Annotated in this window: 24 protein-coding genes; 13 read left to right on the top strand and 11 right to left on the bottom strand. The window is 67.0% G+C overall.

Features of this window, described 5'->3' with window-relative positions; translation table 11 throughout:
• Positions 1 to 8: 8 nt before the first annotated feature.
• Positions 9 to 1,997 (bottom strand): ABC transporter ATP-binding protein, encoded by a 1,989-nt coding sequence (locus LQ566_RS00785; protein ID WP_231089642.1) that lies wholly within the window; start codon positions 1,995 to 1,997, stop codon positions 9 to 11.
• A gap of 34 nt (positions 1,998 to 2,031) precedes the next feature.
• Here LQ566_RS00785 and LQ566_RS00780 point away from each other — a divergent pair, with 34 nt between their 5' ends.
• Complete coding sequence (locus tag LQ566_RS00780; protein ID WP_231089641.1) at positions 2,032 to 2,178, top strand: hypothetical protein; 147 nt, start codon at positions 2,032 to 2,034, stop codon at positions 2,176 to 2,178.
• Here the strand turns inward: LQ566_RS00780 and LQ566_RS00775 are convergent, their stop codons facing one another.
• Positions 2,179 to 2,811 carry a DUF1345 domain-containing protein gene (locus tag LQ566_RS00775; RefSeq protein ID WP_231089640.1) on the bottom strand — a complete coding sequence of 211 codons (633 nt, stop codon included), beginning with the start codon at positions 2,809 to 2,811 and terminating at the stop codon, positions 2,179 to 2,181.
• Positions 2,812 to 2,960: 149 nt separating this feature from the next.
• Here LQ566_RS00775 and LQ566_RS00770 point away from each other — a divergent pair, with 149 nt between their 5' ends.
• On the top strand, positions 2,961 to 4,445 hold the full coding sequence (locus tag LQ566_RS00770) for a DHA2 family efflux MFS transporter permease subunit (protein ID WP_231089639.1): 1,485 nt from the start codon (positions 2,961 to 2,963) through the stop codon (positions 4,443 to 4,445).
• Positions 4,446 to 4,534: 89 nt separating this feature from the next.
• Here the strand turns inward: LQ566_RS00770 and LQ566_RS17400 are convergent, their stop codons facing one another.
• Positions 4,535 to 4,657 (bottom strand): hypothetical protein, encoded by a 123-nt coding sequence (locus LQ566_RS17400; protein ID WP_269142767.1) that lies wholly within the window; start codon positions 4,655 to 4,657, stop codon positions 4,535 to 4,537.
• A gap of 102 nt (positions 4,658 to 4,759) precedes the next feature.
• Between LQ566_RS17400 and LQ566_RS00765 the strand changes: the two genes are divergently transcribed.
• The 4 genes from LQ566_RS00765 to LQ566_RS00750 are packed head-to-tail and all read left to right on the top strand — an operon-like array spanning position 4,760 to position 8,345.
• On the top strand, positions 4,760 to 5,914 hold the full coding sequence (locus LQ566_RS00765; RefSeq protein WP_231089638.1) for an AI-2E family transporter: 1,155 nt from the start codon (positions 4,760 to 4,762) through the stop codon (positions 5,912 to 5,914).
• A 10-nt stretch (positions 5,915 to 5,924) separates the two neighbouring features.
• A complete protein-coding gene (locus LQ566_RS00760; protein WP_231089637.1) occupies positions 5,925 to 6,698 on the top strand; it encodes an ABC transporter permease in 774 nt (257 codons plus the stop codon).
• A gap of 42 nt (positions 6,699 to 6,740) precedes the next feature.
• Entirely contained in the window at positions 6,741 to 7,934 is a 1,194-nt protein-coding gene (locus LQ566_RS00755; protein ID WP_231089636.1) for a glycoside hydrolase family 3 N-terminal domain-containing protein, read from the top strand.
• Between the two features lie 48 nt (positions 7,935 to 7,982).
• The gene (locus tag LQ566_RS00750) at positions 7,983 to 8,345 is read left to right on the top strand and encodes a nuclear transport factor 2 family protein (protein WP_231089635.1); all 363 of its coding nucleotides are present in this window, start codon (positions 7,983 to 7,985) and stop codon (positions 8,343 to 8,345) included.
• 21 nt (positions 8,346 to 8,366) lie between these two features.
• On the opposite strand, the gene LQ566_RS00745 is transcribed toward LQ566_RS00750, so the two are convergent.
• Positions 8,367 to 8,771: an MmcQ/YjbR family DNA-binding protein gene (locus LQ566_RS00745; protein WP_231089634.1), complete on the bottom strand. Its 405-nt coding sequence runs from the start codon at positions 8,769 to 8,771 to the stop codon at positions 8,367 to 8,369.
• 78 nt (positions 8,772 to 8,849) lie between these two features.
• On the opposite strand from LQ566_RS00745, the gene LQ566_RS00740 reads away from it, so the two are divergent.
• The 4 genes from LQ566_RS00740 to LQ566_RS00725 all read left to right on the top strand — a co-directional run bounded on the left by LQ566_RS00740 (position 8,850) and on the right by LQ566_RS00725 (position 10,876).
• On the top strand, positions 8,850 to 9,443 hold the full coding sequence (locus LQ566_RS00740) for a 1-acyl-sn-glycerol-3-phosphate acyltransferase (RefSeq protein WP_231089633.1): 594 nt from the start codon (positions 8,850 to 8,852) through the stop codon (positions 9,441 to 9,443).
• 14 nt (positions 9,444 to 9,457) lie between these two features.
• On the top strand, positions 9,458 to 9,895 hold the full coding sequence (gene arfB / locus LQ566_RS00735; protein WP_231089632.1) for an alternative ribosome rescue aminoacyl-tRNA hydrolase ArfB: 438 nt from the start codon (positions 9,458 to 9,460) through the stop codon (positions 9,893 to 9,895).
• Positions 9,896 to 9,917: 22 nt separating this feature from the next.
• On the top strand, positions 9,918 to 10,325 hold the full coding sequence (gene arr / locus LQ566_RS00730) for an NAD(+)--rifampin ADP-ribosyltransferase (protein WP_231089631.1): 408 nt from the start codon (positions 9,918 to 9,920) through the stop codon (positions 10,323 to 10,325).
• Positions 10,326 to 10,441: 116 nt separating this feature from the next.
• A complete protein-coding gene (locus tag LQ566_RS00725; protein WP_231089630.1) occupies positions 10,442 to 10,876 on the top strand; it encodes a VOC family protein in 435 nt (144 codons plus the stop codon).
• Between the two features lie 28 nt (positions 10,877 to 10,904).
• Here LQ566_RS00725 and LQ566_RS00720 read toward each other — a convergent pair whose 3' ends face one another.
• The 3 genes from LQ566_RS00720 to LQ566_RS00710 all read right to left on the bottom strand — a co-directional run bounded on the left by LQ566_RS00720 (position 10,905) and on the right by LQ566_RS00710 (position 13,762).
• Positions 10,905 to 11,408: a CGNR zinc finger domain-containing protein gene (locus LQ566_RS00720; RefSeq protein WP_231089629.1), complete on the bottom strand. Its 504-nt coding sequence runs from the start codon at positions 11,406 to 11,408 to the stop codon at positions 10,905 to 10,907.
• A 334-nt stretch (positions 11,409 to 11,742) separates the two neighbouring features.
• The gene (locus LQ566_RS00715; protein WP_231089628.1) at positions 11,743 to 12,609 is read right to left on the bottom strand and encodes an AraC family transcriptional regulator; all 867 of its coding nucleotides are present in this window, start codon (positions 12,607 to 12,609) and stop codon (positions 11,743 to 11,745) included.
• Between the two features lie 76 nt (positions 12,610 to 12,685).
• Complete coding sequence (locus LQ566_RS00710) at positions 12,686 to 13,762, bottom strand: DUF4241 domain-containing protein (protein WP_231089627.1); 1,077 nt, start codon at positions 13,760 to 13,762, stop codon at positions 12,686 to 12,688.
• Positions 13,763 to 13,802: 40 nt separating this feature from the next.
• Here LQ566_RS00710 and LQ566_RS00705 point away from each other — a divergent pair, with 40 nt between their 5' ends.
• The 3 genes from LQ566_RS00705 to LQ566_RS00695 are packed head-to-tail and all read left to right on the top strand — an operon-like array spanning position 13,803 to position 15,585.
• The gene (locus LQ566_RS00705) at positions 13,803 to 14,174 is read left to right on the top strand and encodes a VOC family protein (RefSeq protein ID WP_231089626.1); all 372 of its coding nucleotides are present in this window, start codon (positions 13,803 to 13,805) and stop codon (positions 14,172 to 14,174) included.
• A gap of 40 nt (positions 14,175 to 14,214) precedes the next feature.
• Positions 14,215 to 14,556, top strand: coding sequence for a YciI family protein (locus LQ566_RS00700; RefSeq protein WP_231089625.1), 342 nt, complete (start codon positions 14,215 to 14,217; stop codon positions 14,554 to 14,556).
• A 27-nt stretch (positions 14,557 to 14,583) separates the two neighbouring features.
• On the top strand, positions 14,584 to 15,585 hold the full coding sequence (locus tag LQ566_RS00695; protein WP_231089624.1) for a hypothetical protein: 1,002 nt from the start codon (positions 14,584 to 14,586) through the stop codon (positions 15,583 to 15,585).
• Positions 15,586 to 15,597: 12 nt separating this feature from the next.
• Here LQ566_RS00695 and LQ566_RS00690 read toward each other — a convergent pair whose 3' ends face one another.
• The 4 genes from LQ566_RS00690 to LQ566_RS00675 all read right to left on the bottom strand — a co-directional run bounded on the left by LQ566_RS00690 (position 15,598) and on the right by LQ566_RS00675 (position 18,011).
• Entirely contained in the window at positions 15,598 to 16,002 is a 405-nt protein-coding gene (locus LQ566_RS00690; protein WP_231089623.1) for a pentapeptide repeat-containing protein, read from the bottom strand.
• 255 nt (positions 16,003 to 16,257) lie between these two features.
• Positions 16,258 to 17,067 carry an Fpg/Nei family DNA glycosylase gene (locus LQ566_RS00685; protein ID WP_231089622.1) on the bottom strand — a complete coding sequence of 270 codons (810 nt, stop codon included), beginning with the start codon at positions 17,065 to 17,067 and terminating at the stop codon, positions 16,258 to 16,260.
• Between the two features lie 42 nt (positions 17,068 to 17,109).
• A complete protein-coding gene (locus tag LQ566_RS00680; RefSeq protein ID WP_231089621.1) occupies positions 17,110 to 17,403 on the bottom strand; it encodes a hypothetical protein in 294 nt (97 codons plus the stop codon).
• A 53-nt stretch (positions 17,404 to 17,456) separates the two neighbouring features.
• Positions 17,457 to 18,011, bottom strand: a complete 555-nt coding sequence (locus LQ566_RS00675) for a GNAT family N-acetyltransferase (protein WP_231089620.1) — start codon at positions 18,009 to 18,011, stop codon at positions 17,457 to 17,459.
• Between the last annotated feature and the right edge of the window lie 87 nt (positions 18,012 to 18,098).

The following is an 18,098-nucleotide window of genomic DNA, read 5'->3' as shown; positions in this document are numbered from 1 at the left end:
GCCACGCGTCACCGCAGCGGCGGGGTGCGGATCGTGCCGGTGTCCAGCTGCGGGTCTTCGTCTTCGTCAAGGACATCCGTGGCCTCGAGGACCGCTGGCGCCTCGGCGATGTCTTCCCGGAGCACGCGGGTGGCGTCGATCTGCTGCTGCGCCAGCTGCGCGTACAGTCCGCCCTCGGCGAGGAGCTCGGCATGCGTTCCGGACTCGACGATGCGTCCTGCCTCCACCACGTGGATCACGTCCGCGCCGATCACCGTGGACAGCCGGTGCGCGATGGACAGCGTCGTCCGCCCCCGGGACGCCTCGTCGAGAGCCTCCTGAACCACACGCTCGGAGACGGTGTCCAGCGCGCTCGTGGCCTCGTCGAGCAGGATCACGGGCGGGTCCTTGAGCAGGACGCGCGCGATCGCGATGCGCTGCTTCTCCCCGCCGGACAGCCGGTAGCCGCGCTCTCCGACGACCGTGTCGTATCCCTTGTCGAAGCCGGCGATGACGTGATGGATGTTCGCCGCGCGGCAGGCCGCCTCGAGCTCCTCATCGGTCGCATCCGGCTTGGCGTAGCGGAGGTTCTCCCGGATGGTCGCGTGGAACAGGTAGGTCTCCTGCGAGACGATGCCCACGTTGTCGATGATGGACGCCTGGGTGAGGTCGCGCACGTCCGTTCCGGAGAAGAGCACCGCACCGCCGCTGACCTCGTAGAAGCGCGGCGCGAGGTACAGGATGGTGGTCTTGCCAGCTCCCGACGGACCGACGAACGCGACGTTCTGCCCCGGTTCGATGGCGAAGCTGATGCCGTCGAGGGTGGCTCGTGCGTCGGGGCCGGCGTCGGGATAGCGGAAGACCACATCGCGGAACTCGATGCGACCGCGCGGACCGGGCGCATCGGCGACCGTGATGGCGTCGGGAGAGTCCTGGATGGCGGGCCTGAGATCGAGGTACTCGAAGATACGGCTGAACACGGCCACCGAGGTCTGCAGGTCCAGGGCCACGCGCATCAACCCCATCAGCGGCTGCAGCAGGCGAGCCTGCACCGTGGTGAATGCGACGATGGTCCCCGCGGTGATGGTGTCGGCACCGCCGGTGATGAGATAGCCCGCCACGAGGTACACCACGGCCGGGACGGACGCCATGAGCACTTGGACCACGGCGAAGAAGCCCTGGCCGCTCATCGCGCGCTTCACCTGAAGGCCCACCTGGTTCGTGTTCTCCGCGGCGTAGCGTGCGGACTCGGTTCGCTGCCGGTTGAAGGACTTGGACAGCAGGATCCCCGACACACTGAGGGTCTCCTGCGTGATGGAGCTGAGCTCGGAGAGCGACTCCTGCGTCTGTCCCGCAATGCGCGCGCGCACCTGCCCCACCCGGCGCTGGATGACCGCGAGGATGGGCATGAGGATCACGGCGAGGATGGTCAGCCGCCAGTCGATCAGGACCATGGCGACGATCGATGCGACCACCGTGACGGTGTTACCGATGATGCTGGTCACGGTGGAGGTGAGGACGTTGGAGACGGCGCCGACGTCGTTCTGGAGGCGGGACTGGATCACGCCCGTCTTCGTGCGGGTGAAGAAGCCCAGCTCCATCGCCTGCAGGTGCTCGAACAGCTTGACGCGCAGATCACCTGTCACCGCGTTGCCCACCGTCGAGGTGAACCACGTCTGGGCGACGCCCAGCAGGGCGGAGAGCAGGAACAGCCCGATCATGCCGGCCACCAGCGCGATCAGCAGGGACAGCTGTGGCCGCGCATCCACCGGGAACAGGGCGTCATCGAACACCCGCTGCACCAGCAGCGGCGGGACCACGGCGACCGCGGCTCCCGCGATGACCAGCAGCACGGTGATGAGGATGCGGCCTCGATAGGGGCGAAACAGTGCGACCACCCGCCGGCCCAGGTCGGGGATCCGCGGGGCCGCGGCATTGGCCTTGCGCTGCGACTCGGCATCGACTCCGCGGAAGGGGCCGCCGCCTCCCATGCCGCCGCCGAATCCGCCGAAACTCATCCCCTCACCCTATGCCCGGGTCTATGGTTGCGGCATGAGCACTCCGAATGAACCGCGCCGTCCCACCGACGCCGAGCTCGATGACCGGGACGCACCGGAGGAAGTTCTGCTGAAGAACTACATGCCGCGTGCGGTGCCGACCGATCTCGTCCACGGTGAGGGCAACGGCAACCTCCGCTGATCAGGCGAGACCGGTCACCAGGTTGATGACGGTGCCGAGGATCACGGCGCCGAACAGATACGCCAGCATCGTCTGCGCAGTGACGACCTTGCGCAGCTGCTTGGTGCGCACGTTCGTGTCCGCCACCTGATAGGTCATGCCGAGACCGACCGAGAAGTACGCGAAGTCGCTGTACTGCGGCGAGTCGTCCTCGTTGAAGTCGATGCCGCCCTCCGGCTCGGAGTAGTAGATGCGCGCGTACCGGAGCATGTAGTCGGTCTGGATGAGGATCCAGGTGGCGACCACACTGCCCACCGCGATCGCGGCGAGCACGCCGGCGCGTGCGTGATCGGAGGAGTTGCTCTGCAGCACGACGACCACGACCGCGCCGAGCGACACGATGCTGCCCAGCAACGAAAGCACGCGCGCGAGATCGCGTCCCGGATCCTCGCGGACCGCGTGCGCGCGGGTGCGCTGCGGATCCATCGGCCACACGGTCAGCAGGATCCACGCGGACACCAGCAGGGCAGCAGCTCCCCACCCGGCGAGCGACCCGGCTGCCGCACCGAGCGCGGAGCCCACCGACAACCCGACGAGCACCCCGATGATCGCGCTGGCGACGATACGGACCAGCGGCATGTGCACGAAACGCATGGCGCCATCGTCGCACGCCGTCCGGCTGGAGTTGTGGAACTCGGGAATGCAATGTCCGACCCCCTCGTTACGCTAATCCAGCAGTCCTCGGGACGCGCCCGTCCCGTCGCACCGCTCGTTAGTCGAGCACTTGAATCAGGAAGCACCTCATGACCGACACCGCCGCCGTACCCATTCGCTCCGGCGCGATGCCCGCGAACGCCAACAGACTCCTCTCCCTCCTGCTTGCGGCGGCTTTCGTCGCCATCCTCAACGAAACGACGATGGGTGTGGCGATCCCGCACCTCATCGACGACCTGCACATCACTGCCGGCGCCGCTCAGTGGCTCACCACGGCGTTCATGCTCACCATGGCCGTGATCATCCCGACCACGGGCTTCCTCCTGCAGCGCTTCACCACCCGCCAGGTGTTCCTCACGGCGATCACGCTGTTCAGCCTCGGCACCCTCATCGCGTTCCTCGCACCGGGCTTCGAGGTGCTCCTCGTCGCCCGTGTCGTGCAGGCTTCCGGAACCGCCGTGATGATGCCGCTCATGATGACGACCGTCATGGAGCTGGTGCCCCCGGCCTCCCGCGGCCGGTTCATGGGTCGCATGAGCATCGTGATGTCACTCGCACCCGCCATCGGCCCCACGATGGCCGGCCTCATCCTCGACTCCATCGGCTGGCGATGGATCTTCGGCATCGTGCTGCCCATCGCTATCGTCGCCATGCTCGCCGGAGCGAAGTGGATGGTGAACGTCGGAGAGCCAACCACGGCTCCGCTCGACGTGCTCTCCATCGTGCTGTCGGCCCTCGGCTTCGGCGGCATCGTCTTCGGACTCAGCCAGATCGGCGGCGCGGAGAAGGCCGCAGCCAGCGCCGACGGCGCGGGGCCGCTGGCCGGCGTCACTCTCGCGGCATCGCTCGGTGTCGGCGTGATCGGTCTGGCGCTGTTCATCTGGCGTCAGCTGGTGCTCCAGCGCAAGGACGACGCGTTGCTGGATCTGCGCGTCTTCCTGTCGCGTAACTTCACGCTGTCCATCCTGATGATGCTGTTCCTGTCGCTGTCGTTCTTCGGCGCCATCACGGTCCTGCCACTCTATCTGCAGAGTGTGCTCGGCATCTCGGCGCTGGAGTCCGGTCTGCTTCTGCTGCCCGGCTCCCTCGCGATGGGTCTGCTCGGTCCGCTCATCGGACGCATCTACGACGCCCGCGGTCCACGCGTCCTGCTGATCCCGGGCTCGTTCATCGCGGCCGCGGTGCTGTGGTTCTACACCACCCTCACCGCGCAGACCAACGTGTGGGTGATCGGCGTGGCCCAGACCCTGCTCTCGATCGGTCTCGCGATGGCGTTCACCCCGCTGTTCACGGCCTCGCTCGGATCCGTGCAGCCGAAGCTCTACTCGCACGGCAGTGCGGTTCTCGGCACCGTGCAGCAGGTGGCGGGTGCCGCGGGCATCGCCCTCATGATCACCATTCTGGAGGCGGCGAAGGCGTCCGCCGCCGCCAACGGCGCCGTCGAGGGCGCGGCCGGTGCCGCGGGAACGGGTGCTGCGTTCACCATCGCCGCAACGCTGTCGATCGTCACGTTCGCGATGTCGTTCTTCATCCGCAAGCCGGCCGACGCGCCCGAAGGCGCACCGGCGCACTGACGGCACTGACCGCACCAACGACGGAGGCGGCCCGGGCATTCGCCCGGGCCCTTCCGCCCGGGCCGCCTCCGTCGTTCAGGACCGGTGGTTCAGCCCTCGGATCCGCATGCGGATCCGCCGCAGCAGGAGGCACCTGCGGCGTCGTCGCCCAGCAGGTTGAGCCCGTTGAGGACGGGGGTGAGCGGCTGAACGGTGGTCTCAGGAGTGGTCATGCGGCCATGCTACTCGCGTTGCGGCGCGTCGAGGCCGCCGCGCCGACACTGTCTGCATGGCCCACTACTCTGGTCAAGACACATGCGCAGAGGGGAGCGGCCATGAAGAAGCGACCGTTGGAGTTCTCGGTTTCCGCCAGGCGATCCGCCGTCGCCAGCCCGTTCCGGGTACAGCCGTTCATCTGGGGCCTCCTGGGTGGACTGGGCGTGCTCGTGGCCATCGGCATCGGCGTGGTCGTCGGTCAGATGGCGACCGTGCTCGTCTACGTGGGCGTGGCGCTGTTCCTCGCGCTCGGTCTCGACCCGATCGTGTCGTTCCTCGAGCGGCACATGCCGCGCGGCGCCGCTGTCGCCATCGTGGTCGCGGTCGTGCTGATCGTGTTCGCGGGCATTCTCTGGGCCATCGTGCCGGTGATCATCGAGCAGGTTGCGAACCTCACGCAGACCCTGCCCAAGTTCGTCACGGACGTGCAGGCATCCGAGTGGTATCAGGACATCACCACGCGCTACGGCTCCAACATCCAGGAGGCGCTGAACGGCGCTCTGTCATTCATCCAGGACCCGAACAACATCTTCTCGGTCGGCGGCGGCATCGTCCAGGTCGGCTCCGGCATCGCCAGCGGCGTCACCGGGGTGATCATCGTCCTCATCCTCACCCTCTACTTCATGGCCTCGCTGCGTGGCATGAAGCGCGTGGCCGTACGGTTCGTTCCCGCGTATCAGCGCGCGGGCTTCAGCGATGTGATGGAAGACGTCTCGGCGGCCGTCGGCCGCTATGTCATCGGCCAGGCGAGCCTCGCCTCGATCAACGGTGTCCTGACTCTGACCCTGATGCTCATCGTCCAGGCGCCGCTGCCGGCACTGCTGGCTCTCATCGCCTTCATCGGCTCGTGCATCCCTCTCGTCGGAACGCTCTCCGCGTCGGTGATCAACACCGCGATCGTCCTCATCGGAGCTCTCGCGAGCGGCGACAGCTACGTCCCGGCGATCGTCGTGGGCATCTGGTACCTCGTGTACATGCAGATCGAGGCCTATGTGATCAGCCCGCGCATCATGGCCAAGGCCGTCTCTGTCCCGGGCGCCGTCGTGGTCATCGGCGCCGTCGCTGGCGGCGCGATCGGCGGCATCCTCGGCGCCCTCGTCGCGATCCCGGTGGCGGCGAGCGTCATCATCATCCTGCAGCAGGTCGTGTTCCCGCGTCAGGATCGGAAGGTCGCCGACCCCGATCCCGTCGAGGCCGAGGGCGTCGCCCGCTGATCTGCCCGGCATGTCCATGGACGCGGTGAGTCTGACGGCGTTGCTGCCGACGCTCATCGCCGTGGTGCTTCTCACCGCCATCACCACCGGTGCGCTCGCTGCCGCAGGCATCGCCCACCCTGGTTCTGCGGTCAGCGCCATCGGTCGCGGCGTGCTCCAGCTCGCGGCGATCAGCGTGATCCTGAGCGGGGTGATCTCCTCCCCCGTCTTGATCGCGCTCATCCTGGTGGTCATGTTCGCCGTCGCGGTGACAGTCGCCTCCCGGCGTGCATTCGCCCGGGGCCATCGCGGGCACGGGGTGATCGTGTGCGGCAGCGCGATGTTCGCGGGTATCGTCACCGCGACGACCGTCGTCTTCGCGACGGGCGCCCTGGACCTCGCACCCCGGTACGCGCTGGCGATCGGCGCGATCGTCATCGGCAACACGATGAGCATTGCGACCCTCACCGGGCGCGGTTTCGTGCACGCGGTCAATGAACGCTGGGATCAGGTGGAGGGGTGGCTTGCGCTCGGTGCCACACCGCGGCGCGCGACTGCGGACATCGGCCGATTCGCCGTGCGTGAGGCTCTCATCCCGTCTCTGGATCAGACACGAACCACCGGGCTCGTCGTGCTCCCTGGCGCCTTCGTCGGCGCAATCTTCGGTGGGATCTCCCCCGTGGACGCCGGCCGATTTCAGATCGTCGTGCTGGCGAGCATTCTGTGTGCTGGGACGATCACGTCCCTCCTGATCTGGCTGTGGGAGGGCGACGTGAAGCAGCGGCCGTCTCTCGTAGCCACCTGATCGCCCTGCCGGATGTCGGCGCCGGGACGTACGGTGAGAGGGATGTCCTCGCTTCGGTCCCGTACTCCCGTCATCCGCCCTGTGCTCGGCGCGATGGCCGTCGCTCTCGTCCTCGCACTAACGGCCTGCGCCCCCGAACCGGCCGCCGCGCCGAGCAGCACTCCGGCCGCCGCGCCGTCGTCACCGGGGACCCCGTCACCCGCCGTCACAGTGTCGCCGTCGCAGACGCCGGACATCGCTGCCGATCAGGTGGCTTCGATGAGCATCCGGGATCGCCTCGCCTCACTCCTGATCCTTCACACCGCGGGCACCGACCCTGCGGCGATGAGCACCTTTGTGGACACGTACCACCCCGGCGGTCTGATCCTGATGGGGGACAACGTCGGCACAGGCATCGCTGATGTGTCGGCCATCACCCGTGCCCTGACCGGCCCCATTCCATTGATCCTCGCCATCGACGAAGAAGGCGGTGACGTCGCGCGCTTGCCGGAGGACGTCCTTCCTGCGGGACAGGAGCTCGCCCAGTCCCCGGTGCAAGACACCGCCGACGCCTTCTCTCAGCGCGCAGCACTCCTGCATGAGGCGGGCCTCAACACCAACTTCGGCATCGTTGCGGACGTGACCGCTGAGCCCTCCTCGTTCATCTTCTCCCGGGTGCTCGGGACCGATCCGGCCTCTGCCTCCGAGCGGGTCACCGCCGCGGTCCGGGCCGAGTCGTCGGAAGGCGTGCTCTCCACCCTCAAGCACTTTCCGGGACATGGAGCGGCACCGGGCGACTCGCATTCCTCACTCCCACGCACGGATCTCGACTTCTCGCAGTGGCAGCGCGCCGAATCCCTCCCCTTCCGCGCGGGCATCGATGCGGGCGCTGAGGTCGTGATGCTGGGCCACCTGGTGTACTCCACAGTCGACGCGCTCCCCGCCTCCCTCTCGCCGCGCTGGCACGACATCCTTCGAGACGAACTCGGCTTCGCGGGCCTGATCGTGTCGGACGATATGGGGATGCTGGAGAGTTCCGGCGACCCGGCCTACGGTGACCGCGTGACCAACGCCGTGGCGGCGCTCGCGTCCGGAACCACCATGCTGGTCATCGTCGCCGACGGACCTCACCCGATCTCCCCCGCCGTTCTTCTGGACGGCCTGGAAGCCGCTGTCGCCGACGGTCGGCTTCCTCTGGAGACGGTGAATGCGGCCGCACGTCTCGCCCTCACTCACCGACTGTCTCTGGCCAGCTGACGACATCGGGACTGGCACGGTGCCGGAGGTGCGCGCAACACTGGCCCCATGACAAAAGCCACCGACTTCGTCGCTCGCTACCTCACGGCTTGGACCACGAACGACCCGGCAGACATCGCCGCGGTCTTCGCTCCGGACGCCGTCTATCACCCCCGGCCGAACGCGCCTCACGTCCCCTCCGGTATCGACGAGATCACCGCGTTCTGGCTGGAGGAAAAGGATGAGCCCGGCACGTGGGAGTTCGACTGGACCGTCGTCGTGGAAGATGAGAACGCCGCGGCCATCCGCGGTGCCACCCGGTACCCCACGGGCGCCAAGACCGGTGTCTACGACAATCTCTGGCTGGTGCGATTCGACGCGGACGGCCGTGCGGCGGAATTCACCGACTGGTGGATCTCCCGCAAGAAATAGACGGGTGCTCGTCCATCCGTCTCAGGAGTCGCTGGCAAAGCCCAGGCGATCGTCCACCTCTCGCCGGAGGTAGCGGGGAGCCTGAACCCGCCAGGACTCGATGATGAGCTCTTCGAGGTGATCCGCATCGATTCCGGCCATCCGGAAGGCGACCTTCGGCTCACCCCAGCGCGTGGTCTGTTCCAGGAAAACGTCGGGTTGCATCTCCCGCAGAGCCCGGGCGTCGATGGGCTGCGCGAGCTTCACCCCGACGACCAGCTCCCGCTCGATGATCTCTCGTAAGTCTGTCGGGATGCTCGGCCAGGCGCGGCATTCCCAGACGAAGGCCTTGTTGCGCACGAACCATGCGGGTCCAGCCGTGGTGTCGCGTTCCTCGCTTCCAGGGAGCTCGGCCGCGATACGGCGCACGTCATCGATGGAGGGCATGGTCGAAGCGTACGCGCAAGCACCGACACCGAGGACGACGTACGCCGACCGGCATATACGCTCACCTACGGTGGGATGATGCTCTCTCGGCTGATCGCGCGCCTGTACTGGTCATTGTCCCGGTGGCGGCTCGTCAGCGAGCCCGCCCCCACTCGCCCCAGCGTGCTCATCGGTGCACCACACACCTCAAACTGGGACTTCGTGCTGATGCTCGCCATCGCGTGGACGCTGCGCATCGATGTGCGCTGGCTGGGCAAGAAGAGCCTCTTCCGCGGCTGGCGCGGAGGCCTCATGCGCCGTCTGGGCGGCATCCCGGTCGATCGTTCGGACCCGAGCCGGGTGGTGGCGGAAGTCGTCAACCGCATCCGCTCCGGTGAGGTGTTCAGCCTCGTCGTCACACCCGATGGCACCCGCAGCGGCCACACCCACTGGAAGAGCGGCTTCTACCGGATCGCACGCGAGACCGGAATGCCGGTGACCCTGGGGCATGTCGACCGCACCACGATGACGACGGGCCTCGGCCCCACGCTCGAACTCACCGGCGATGTCACCGCGGACATGGACCGCATCCGCGATTTCTACGCGGACAAAGCCGGCCTGCGCCCGGAGCATCGCGTGGAGCCGCGCCTCCGTGAAGAGCAGGCCCCGCGGACCTCTCCAGTGACGCCGTAGGGCACACTGGAGGCATGGATGAGCTTCGCGTGATGCCCGGCCCGGGCATCCCCCACGGACTCGTCATCCCGGCCACCGCGCTCACCGAGCAGTTCTCCCACGCCTCCGGCCCTGGCGGGCAGGGCGTCAACACCGCGGACTCACGGGTCCAGCTGTCCGTCGATCTCGCTGCCCTCCCCGTCTCCGACGCTCAGCGCGAGCGCGTGCTGGCCAACCTGAGCTCGAAGGTGACCGACACCACGATGACCGTGGTCGCCGCCGAGCACCGGTCGCAGTTGCGCAACCGTATCGCGGCGCGCGAACGCGTTGCCCTGCTCATTCGCGACGCTCTCGCCCCCGAGACGCCGAGGCGGGCGACGCGGCCGACGCGTTCCTCACTGCGTCGCCGGCTGGAGGCGAAGCGGAGTCGCAGTGAGACGAAGCAGAACCGTCGGCGACCGGCCTCCGAGTGATCAGGCGGCATACGCTGTCGGGATGAACGCTGCACTCGATGACGGCCCCTTCTACCACGGCACCAAGGCCGACCTCTCCGTCGGCGAGCTCCTCACCGCCGGATTCCGCTCCAACTACCGGCCCGAGATCGTCATGAACCACATCTACTTCACGGCGTTGAAGGACGGGGCGGGGCTGGCCGCCGAGCTGGCCGCGGGCGACTCTCCCCCGCGGGTGTACCTGGTCGAGCCGACCGGTGAGTTCGAGAACGATCCGAACGTCACCGACAAGAAGTTCCCGGGCAATCCGACCCGCTCGTACCGGAGCGCATCGCCGTTGCGCGTCCTGGCAGAGGTCGACGATTGGACGCGGCTGGCGCCCGAGGTTCTCCAGGATTGGCGCGACCGGATCGCTGCGATCACGGCCGAGCGTGGCGAGATCATCAACTGAGACCGGGTGACAACGAGTGGCCAGTTCGCACGTGATCCCGGGATGGGAGGGAGCGAGCGCCCGGGAGGCACGCTGTCCCCCTGTGGCACACCGAGATCACGGCGTAGCGTGGCTCCATGACTGTGCGGATGGACAACATCGGGATCGTCGTGGAGGACCTCGACGCCACGATTGCCTTCTTCGAGGCCCTGGGACTCGTCCTCGACGGTCGCGCGGCGATCGACGACCCCTGGGCCGGCCGCGTCACCGGTCTCGCGGATCAACGGGTGGACATCGCGATGATGAAGACGCCGGGCGGCGAGGTCAGCCTGGAGCTCTCGCGCTTCCGGACACCCGATGTGATCGAGGATCACCGCAATGCTCCGGTGAATGCGCTCGGATACCTCCGTGTGATGTTCGAGGTGGACGACCTGGACGGCGTGCTCGCCGCCCTTCGTGAGCATGGCGCGCAGCTCGTGGGGGACGTCGTCCCCTATGCGAACGTCTATCGGCTCTGCTACGTCCGCGGTCCCGAGTCGATCCTTCTGGGCCTCGCCGAACGGATCCGCTAACGGCGGCTGGTCACGCAGCCCCGCCCGCTCACAGGCTCCGCGCACCGCGGTGCCGGCGCACCGCGTCATAGTTTCCGCACGTCGTACTGCAATACGCGCGACGACCGTTGCGACTCGTGTCGACGAAGACCGCGGGACATCCTGCCCGACGACAAGCGCCGAGCCGGCTACCTTCGGCTTCGACAGCGAAGATGGCCAGGCCGCCAGCAGTGACAGCCTGCACGCGGGCAACGAGATCATCGTGCTCCGCAGCGAAGTGCAGATGGGGGCGGAGTTCATCGTGCATCGTCAGGTACGCGTTCGAGGTGCCGGCCTTCAGAAGCTGGTTGATCACGTCGATTCGGCCCGCCGTTGACCTCGCCGTGAACACATCGCGAAGCTCCATCGCCCATGACAGCAACCGCTCACAGGACACGTCCGACAGTTCTCTGCGACGAATTGCATGCATGGTGAGCAGGTTCTCAACCCCCGCACGCGTCCAGTTCCGCCCCGCCAGCGTCGCTAGATCGGCAGCGAGCACCGGACCGGTCATGTTGTCATGGTTGAACTGCACTGACTCATTGCATCACAGTCGGAAACACGACGCCATCGTGGCGCCGTGTTTCCGAACAGGAGGAGCCGATGTACAGCGAGGCCCACGAACACCGATGGCAGAACCGGTCCGCGCACATCACCAGCGAGGGCTGGATCCGGTATGCGGGGTGCTACTGCGGAGCTCATCGGGTGGTCGTCGACGATGCCGTGATCGCGGCGGCGCCGGAGAACCGCGGCGACATTCCCCGCGTTGGGTAGGTGATCCCTGGCGCTTGCGCACGCCACCTCAGGTATGATCTCTGCGGCAGAGCCGGCCCGGGCGGCTGGTTCCGTCATGCCCGCTCGATCGGGAGCCAGAGCTCACAGGTCGCGGTGCTGAAGTCCTCAGACCGGTCCACGACGGCGACGATCGAGGGCCCCGTGCGCAGGCGCCACGGATTCGACGGGAACCACTCGGTGGCCGTGGCAGCCCAGACAGATTGCAGCGTCGCCGGATACGGACCTTGGGAGCGAAAAACGCCCCACGAGCCGGCCGGAACATCGATGATGTCGAGATCACCGGGAACTGATGTCTCACGCGTGACGGCGACACCGTGCAGATAGGTGAGTTCCGCCCCCTCGGTGTAGTCGGGATCAACGTCGTCGCTCACCTGCAACAGGCCGCTCGGCTCCGCGTCGCTCAGAGACTTCAGCCGCGCATGTTCCTCCACCGGGAGCTGCGCAATGTGAGCCTGGATGTGAGGATTCGCTCCTTCGTGGATGAGCGGGACTCTCGCCGCGTGGCCGACGAGGCGGAACGCGGGACGGGTGATGATTCTGGCATCCATGGGGACACTCCCTTCGACGGTCAGGCGGAACCTGAGCTGTGGCTGACTACGAAGGGGACCACCCTCACGACGGACGTGACCGTGACTGACACCGTGGACGGCGCGGAAGGCGCGCCCAAATGCCTCGGTAGAACCGTACCCGTACCGCACGGCGATGGCGAGCAGATCGTCATCGCCCACGAGGTCAGCCGCGGCCACTGTCATCCGACGCCGACGAACGTATTCCGACACCGGCATACCCGCCAGCGACGAGAACATCCGTCGAGCGTGATAGCCGGTCGTTCCCGCGCGCATGGCGATCGTATCGATGTCGATGTCGTCACCGAGGTGCAACTCGATCTCGTCGACGATCCGGTTCAGAATGTGGATCACGGTGGCTCCCTTCGATGTCCACTCTCGCGTGAGCCGCGACCCTGCCGCCCGATAGCCGAGGACCGATCCGATCGGATCAGAGCGTGGTCAGCACGTCGTCTTCGCCCTGGCGGACGAGCACCAGAAAATCGACGACGAGCTGCGCCACCTCGCCCTGGCCGTCCACTCCCCAGTACGCCGGGTAGCTGCCGTCGCCGTACCCGGAATCCGCGACGACGCCGACGTTGCCGGACGCGAGAGGAAACACCATCGCGGCCGGGCGATGCTCGGCCATGTAGGCATTGTCGGCCGCAGCTTTGTGACGCCGCGACATCGACGCGTATCCGGCATAGTCCACGATGCACACGCATCCGGCGTCCACGCCGATGACATGACCACTGTCAGGAAGAGACGCGGGGTGCCAGTCCACGGGTTCGGCATCACTGAATCGAACGCGGACGGCGGCGTTGCGGCCGAACGCGACGACACGCTCCACCGGGTACGAACCTGGGCGAACCGTCCGCGCCAGGGGGCGCGCATCGTCATTGTCGTATCCGAAGTCGATGACCGCGAGCGCCCCGCTGCGTGTCACGAGAGTGCCGACGGATAAGACCTCCGTGCGTGCCGTCTCCGCGTCGTTCGGCCGCGCCACGTCACGCTCGGTGAAGTTCCGCGCCTCATCGAGCGAGCGCTGCTCCACGGGCAGGTCCGAGAACGGGATCGCAGGTCCGCTGCCGGCGAGGTTGGCGTCGATCGTGGACCGATCGACATAGGGCTCGGTCGGATCACCGTAGTGGTCCGCGATCGAGGCGATCCGCCAGTCCTGGCCCTCACGATGCAGGACGTACTCATGAAGGCTCTCCACCACCGACGTCGTCCGGGTGATCACATACGCGATGTCGCCATCGCCGTCGGTGCGTACGACCGCCTCAGCGTCGGGGCCGTACTCCGCGGGCCGCCCGAAGGACCCGGCCAGATCGACACGGGAGTCCGCGGTGAAGTGATTGCGCGTCGTCTCCGCCATGAGCTCGCGCCAGATGGCGAACGGCCGACGCGGGTCGGCGGGCTCACGGGATTCGAACTCCGGTGCCGCGATGCGCCACTGTGCCTCGTATTCCGTCATGAACCTCTGCACGCGCTCTTCAGGAGTCAAGCAGATGTCTTCGTCCGTCATGGCTCCACGGTACTGGTCGGGCCCTGGCAGGATGGCTGCCATGCCCCACGCTCCGTCTCCGATCATTCGCGAAATCGGTCAGGTGTTCATTCCCGTGCGGGACATCCATGCAGCCGCGCGGTGGTACGGGCGGCTTCTGGGTACCTCGGTGTCCGAACCGTCCCACGATCAGACGATCGTTGACGTTCCGATGCGATCCGGCCCGGGCCTCGCGCTCGATGCGAACGCACCCTTCACGGCGGACGGTCCGCCGCGCTTCTTCTGGTGGGCGGACGACCTCACTGCGGTGGAGCGCCACCTGGCGGACATGGGGGTTGTGCCTGCAACGGAGATCGTCGACATCGGGAGCGTTTCCTTCGTCCAGTTTCGCGACCCGGACGGTAACCTCCTGATGGCATGCGCACGGGCATGATGGCCGACACCGGCGCCACCGCGCACCTGAAGGAGGCACCATGAGCCAGTTCATCATCTACTTCAACCAGCAGTGGGTGGGCGAGCACAGCGAGGAATGGTTCGCCGCCCGCGGCCCACTCGCGAACGCCGTCGTGTCCGAGATGCGTGACGCCGGAGTGCTGGTGTTCGCCGCCGGAGTCGAGGAAGACACCGACGCAGCGCTGGTCGCGGATGCCACCAGTGGAACGACCACCATCACGCCCGGCCTGTACGCCCCCGCGGAGCAGTACATCGGCGGATTCACGGTGATCGATGTCGCCGATGACGCAGATGCTCACGTGTGGGGAGCGAAGCTCGCCGAGGCATGCGGCTGGCCACAGCAGATCCGTCGCGTCTACTGATCGCGCAGATCGCCCTAGGCTGATCCCATGGGACAGCGGCGACGTCGGAGGCGAAGGGTCGGCCTCGCCGCGATCGTGGCAGCGGCACTCGCTCTCACCGGCTGCACGGGCGCGCGTTCGGACTTCGCGCAGCAATTCCGCGGGGATCCGGCGATCGCGGAGCTTGAGCTGACCACGGGTGACAATATGCCGTTCACCGACGGCGTGCGCGCCACTGTCACGCTGTCCAACGATCTCGATCATCCTGAGACCGCAGACCTCCTGACACGCCTGGGCGCCTTCATCCGCGACCACGACGATGAGCCGGTGAGAGTCACCGTCCACTCCGGAAAGATCGCCATGCCCGTGTTCGGCGACGATGCGGTCACCGCGGGCACGCTCAGTGCCGCATCGGACATCGCCGCGGATCCCGTGTCCACCCAGGTGTCGCTGTACGGTGATTCCCAGGACACGCGGGTCACCAGTGTCTCCCTGGTCGTCCAACCGGATTTCGCGGGTGCGTTCGCTCTCGCGCGTTCGGCCCCCGAACGTCTTGCAGAGCTCGCCGGCCCAGGTGGCGCGTATGTCTCGGTGAGGGACGCCGGTTCAGCGATCCGGCTCGAAGGCCCACCCGGTCAGTGGCTCGATGACACGGAGTCCGCGTGGGCTCTGGTGAGCGCGTCCTTCCCGGTGAGCGGGGTACGCGGCGACGAGGACGAGGTCTCGCTCATCCTCGCGAACGAGTCCGATGTCCCCGGCGCCCAGGCCGTCGTGCACGCTGCCACTCCCCCGTCGACGATGCCCATCAGATTCGGGAGCCCGCTGGTTCAGCTGGGGCTCAACGGAACAGGTGACGAGGTCCGCGCCATGCTCGCGCAGCTCGATGCGCCGACCCGCGCGTTGATCCGTCTGGTCTGGACCACCGACACGCGTGCGGTGTTCCGCGTGGCGAAAGAAGCGGATGTCGCCACTCTCGAGAACGCGCTGGCGCTGCTGCCGGATGACACGCGTGGCGGGTTGTCTGTGGAGGTCGAGGTCGAGAAGAGCTGAGCAGCGCCCGAATCAGCCCTCGTCGTACCTCACGTGGTCGACGATGCAGCCGCTGAGGTCCGGTGGGACCGAACCGATGAACACACTGCCGGCGACGGAACCTGTGAGGGTGGCGACACCCTCGAAGTCACAGTGGACGAAGACACAGCGTGTGGTCCACATCACACCGCGCAGGTTCGCACCGGTGAACGTACAGCGCTCGAACACCGCGCCTGACGCGACCGTACGGGAGAGGTTCGCGTTCGAGAAGTCGCAGTCGACGAAATCCCCGCCCAGTCGTGCCCTCGAGAGCTTGGCACCAACGAAGCTGCAGTCGACGAAGCGGCGTCGCACGAACGCGCCACGCATGTCGATGCGGTCCAGGCGGCAGCCCTCCAGCTCGGACTCCGTCACTGATGCGCCGTCAGCGAAGGTCACGTCAGACAGGTCGGCGCCCGCGAGCCGCTGGAAGCGGATCGGCGTCGTCAGTCGGGCGCCGCGGAGGTCGATGAGCGCCGCCTCCGTCCTACCGCAAGGTGACGATGGAAGCCCGTTGCCGGTCGCTGCGCCGCCGTGATGAGCTCACGCTCATAGGCGCTCGTAACCTCCGGTGACCAGCGTTCGCGCAACTCGCGGGTCGTCGACCGGGTCATACGACGCTCACCGAAGCAAGCCGCCGAACCGGCTCGCTGTTCATGTTTGACAAGCGGGACAGAATTGCGCGGAGGCGCCCGCAAAGATCTCATCGACGATCGTCGTGCCGCACACCGGGCAGGGTTCACCGCCGCGTCCATGAACGACCATCGCCGACGCCTTCGTCTGCTTGAGACGATCGGGTGACACCCCTCGGCGCTCCTCGGCCGCGGTCCTCATGACAGCAACGACCGCCTGGAAGAGGCGCTCTCGCGCGTCGTCATCCAGAGCTGCCGCGTGCACATCGTGCGGCAGTCGGGCCCGGTGCAGGATCTCATCCGAGTACGCGTTCCCGATCCCCGCGAGAGAGGTCTGCTCCTGGAGGAGCGCCTTGATCATCTTCCGGCGTTTCCCGAGGGCACGCTCCAAGTCTTCGGGTGAGAACTCCGGCGCGAGCGGGTCGGGACCGAGCGCTGCGATTCCCGCGACGTCCGACGGCGCCTCAACGACCGCGACCGTCACAGCGAGGAAGTCCCCCGTCTCCACGATGTGCATCTCCGCCCCGTCGTCAAGCCCGATCCTCATGACCTCAGGGGTCGGAGGAGCATCCGCTCGATCGGCTGTGCTGTGCCACCGCACCCACCCGTTGCGGCCGAACCCGATCATCAGCCAACCCGCGCCCGTATCGAATCCGATGTGCTTGCCGAAGCGACGCACCCCGGCGATCCGCGCGCCGATGAGTTCTCCGGGAGGCCGATCGCGCGATTTCACCGCCCGGAACTCGATGACGTCCAGTGCGCTGATGGCGCGCCCTGCCACGCGCTCGTCCAGGAACTCGACAAGGGCCTGCACCTCGGGAGATTCTGGCATGCGCCTATCCTCGCACCGTTGAGACGGGCAGGAGGCGACCTGTCATGGCCTGATCACTCCGGCGAACGCGAGCACAGCGAACACGATGCCCATGATCATGAAGAGCATCCCCGCGAAGCGATAGAAGGTCCGAGTCCAGGGCCGCGGCGCTTGCCATTTTGCCACCCGTTCGGGGAGTCGGAAGCTATCCACGTGTCGTTTGTATTGCTCGACCATACGGTCTGGCATGAAGGCGAACACTGCTCCCATGATCACTGCACCGATGCACCAGACATAGAAGAGTGGCCCCATCCCCATCAACGCCCTCCCCTTGATCTGGCTGCGCTGCTTCAGCATCCTCGCATAGCCTGTCAGCGCGTGCGTGACCGGCGCCTCAACGCGCGGAGCTCCTACCACGCACGCCCGCGCAGATCGATCTCACCTTCCGGCCAGGACTCTGTCGGCTCACAGAGCGGAAAGATGAGGATCGGCTGCCCTGGAGGATCTGCCACGAGTTCACCCGCACGCCCGATCGACCGCTCGGCGGCGTGAACGCGGGTCCAGCCGCATGCTGCATAGAACGGGACAACATCTTCTCGACACCCCAGATAGCCGAAGTCGATGCCGCCGTGGGCGCGCATGGTTCGTTCCGCTTCCCGCATGAGATCGAAACCCAGATGCCTGCCCCGCGCGCCTTCGGCGATGAGGACCCCACCGACCCCCGCGATCACCACGGTCTGCGTGCCGACGACGATCTCGCGACGCGCCCATCCCACATGGCCGACAGCGCGGCCGTCTACCTGCGCGATGATGTGCACGTCGTGCGGGGCGTAGCCGTATGGGAGCTGCGGACGCCACTCCCCGAATTCGTCCCGGTACTCGCTGTCGAAAAGCTGCTGCAGTTCACCGAGTTCGTCACTGGTGAGCTTCTCATGCGCGATGACGACGATTGAGTGGTCCTTCATCCGTCCATCCTCCACGGTCTAGCTCGCGACGAAGATCCGCGCGGAGGCGACACGAGCTCCAGCGCGCCCGTATGAGCTCCACGATCT

This window comes from Microbacterium nymphoidis (assembly GCF_021044885.1).
Taxonomy (GTDB): domain Bacteria; phylum Actinomycetota; class Actinomycetes; order Actinomycetales; family Microbacteriaceae; genus Microbacterium; species Microbacterium nymphoidis.
The sequence above is the reverse complement of the archived record's forward strand: the minus strand, read 5'-3'. Positions and strand labels throughout refer to the sequence as shown.

Coding starts and splice junctions, on each gene's coding strand:
- LQ566_RS00695 (WP_231089624.1), top strand. CDS start 14,584: ATGGGACAGCGGCGACGTCGGAGGCGAAGGGTCGGCCTCGCCGCGATC.
- LQ566_RS00705 (WP_231089626.1), top strand. CDS start 13,803: ATGCCCCACGCTCCGTCTCCGATCATTCGCGAAATCGGTCAGGTGTTC.
- LQ566_RS00675 (WP_231089620.1), bottom strand. CDS start 18,011: ATGAAGGACCACTCAATCGTCGTCATCGCGCATGAGAAGCTCACCAGT.
- LQ566_RS00775 (WP_231089640.1), bottom strand. CDS start 2,811: ATGCGTTTCGTGCACATGCCGCTGGTCCGTATCGTCGCCAGCGCGATC.
- LQ566_RS00760 (WP_231089637.1), top strand. CDS start 5,925: ATGTCCATGGACGCGGTGAGTCTGACGGCGTTGCTGCCGACGCTCATC.
- arr (WP_231089631.1), top strand. CDS start 9,918: ATGAACGCTGCACTCGATGACGGCCCCTTCTACCACGGCACCAAGGCC.
- LQ566_RS00785 (WP_231089642.1), bottom strand. CDS start 1,997: ATGAGTTTCGGCGGATTCGGCGGCGGCATGGGAGGCGGCGGCCCCTTC.
- LQ566_RS00725 (WP_231089630.1), top strand. CDS start 10,442: ATGACTGTGCGGATGGACAACATCGGGATCGTCGTGGAGGACCTCGAC.
- LQ566_RS17400 (WP_269142767.1), bottom strand. CDS start 4,657: ATGACCACTCCTGAGACCACCGTTCAGCCGCTCACCCCCGTCCTCAAC.
- LQ566_RS00740 (WP_231089633.1), top strand. CDS start 8,850: ATGCTCTCTCGGCTGATCGCGCGCCTGTACTGGTCATTGTCCCGGTGG.
- LQ566_RS00765 (WP_231089638.1), top strand. CDS start 4,760: ATGAAGAAGCGACCGTTGGAGTTCTCGGTTTCCGCCAGGCGATCCGCC.
- LQ566_RS00700 (WP_231089625.1), top strand. CDS start 14,215: ATGAGCCAGTTCATCATCTACTTCAACCAGCAGTGGGTGGGCGAGCAC.
- LQ566_RS00755 (WP_231089636.1), top strand. CDS start 6,741: ATGTCCTCGCTTCGGTCCCGTACTCCCGTCATCCGCCCTGTGCTCGGC.
- LQ566_RS00780 (WP_231089641.1), top strand. CDS start 2,032: ATGAGCACTCCGAATGAACCGCGCCGTCCCACCGACGCCGAGCTCGAT.
- LQ566_RS00745 (WP_231089634.1), bottom strand. CDS start 8,771: ATGCCCTCCATCGATGACGTGCGCCGTATCGCGGCCGAGCTCCCTGGA.
- LQ566_RS00680 (WP_231089621.1), bottom strand. CDS start 17,403: ATGCTGAAGCAGCGCAGCCAGATCAAGGGGAGGGCGTTGATGGGGATG.
- LQ566_RS00720 (WP_231089629.1), bottom strand. CDS start 11,408: ATGACCGGTCCGGTGCTCGCTGCCGATCTAGCGACGCTGGCGGGGCGG.
- LQ566_RS00750 (WP_231089635.1), top strand. CDS start 7,983: ATGACAAAAGCCACCGACTTCGTCGCTCGCTACCTCACGGCTTGGACC.
- LQ566_RS00685 (WP_231089622.1), bottom strand. CDS start 17,067: ATGCCAGAATCTCCCGAGGTGCAGGCCCTTGTCGAGTTCCTGGACGAG.
- LQ566_RS00770 (WP_231089639.1), top strand. CDS start 2,961: ATGACCGACACCGCCGCCGTACCCATTCGCTCCGGCGCGATGCCCGCG.
- LQ566_RS00710 (WP_231089627.1), bottom strand. CDS start 13,762: ATGACGGACGAAGACATCTGCTTGACTCCTGAAGAGCGCGTGCAGAGG.
- arfB (WP_231089632.1), top strand. CDS start 9,458: ATGGATGAGCTTCGCGTGATGCCCGGCCCGGGCATCCCCCACGGACTC.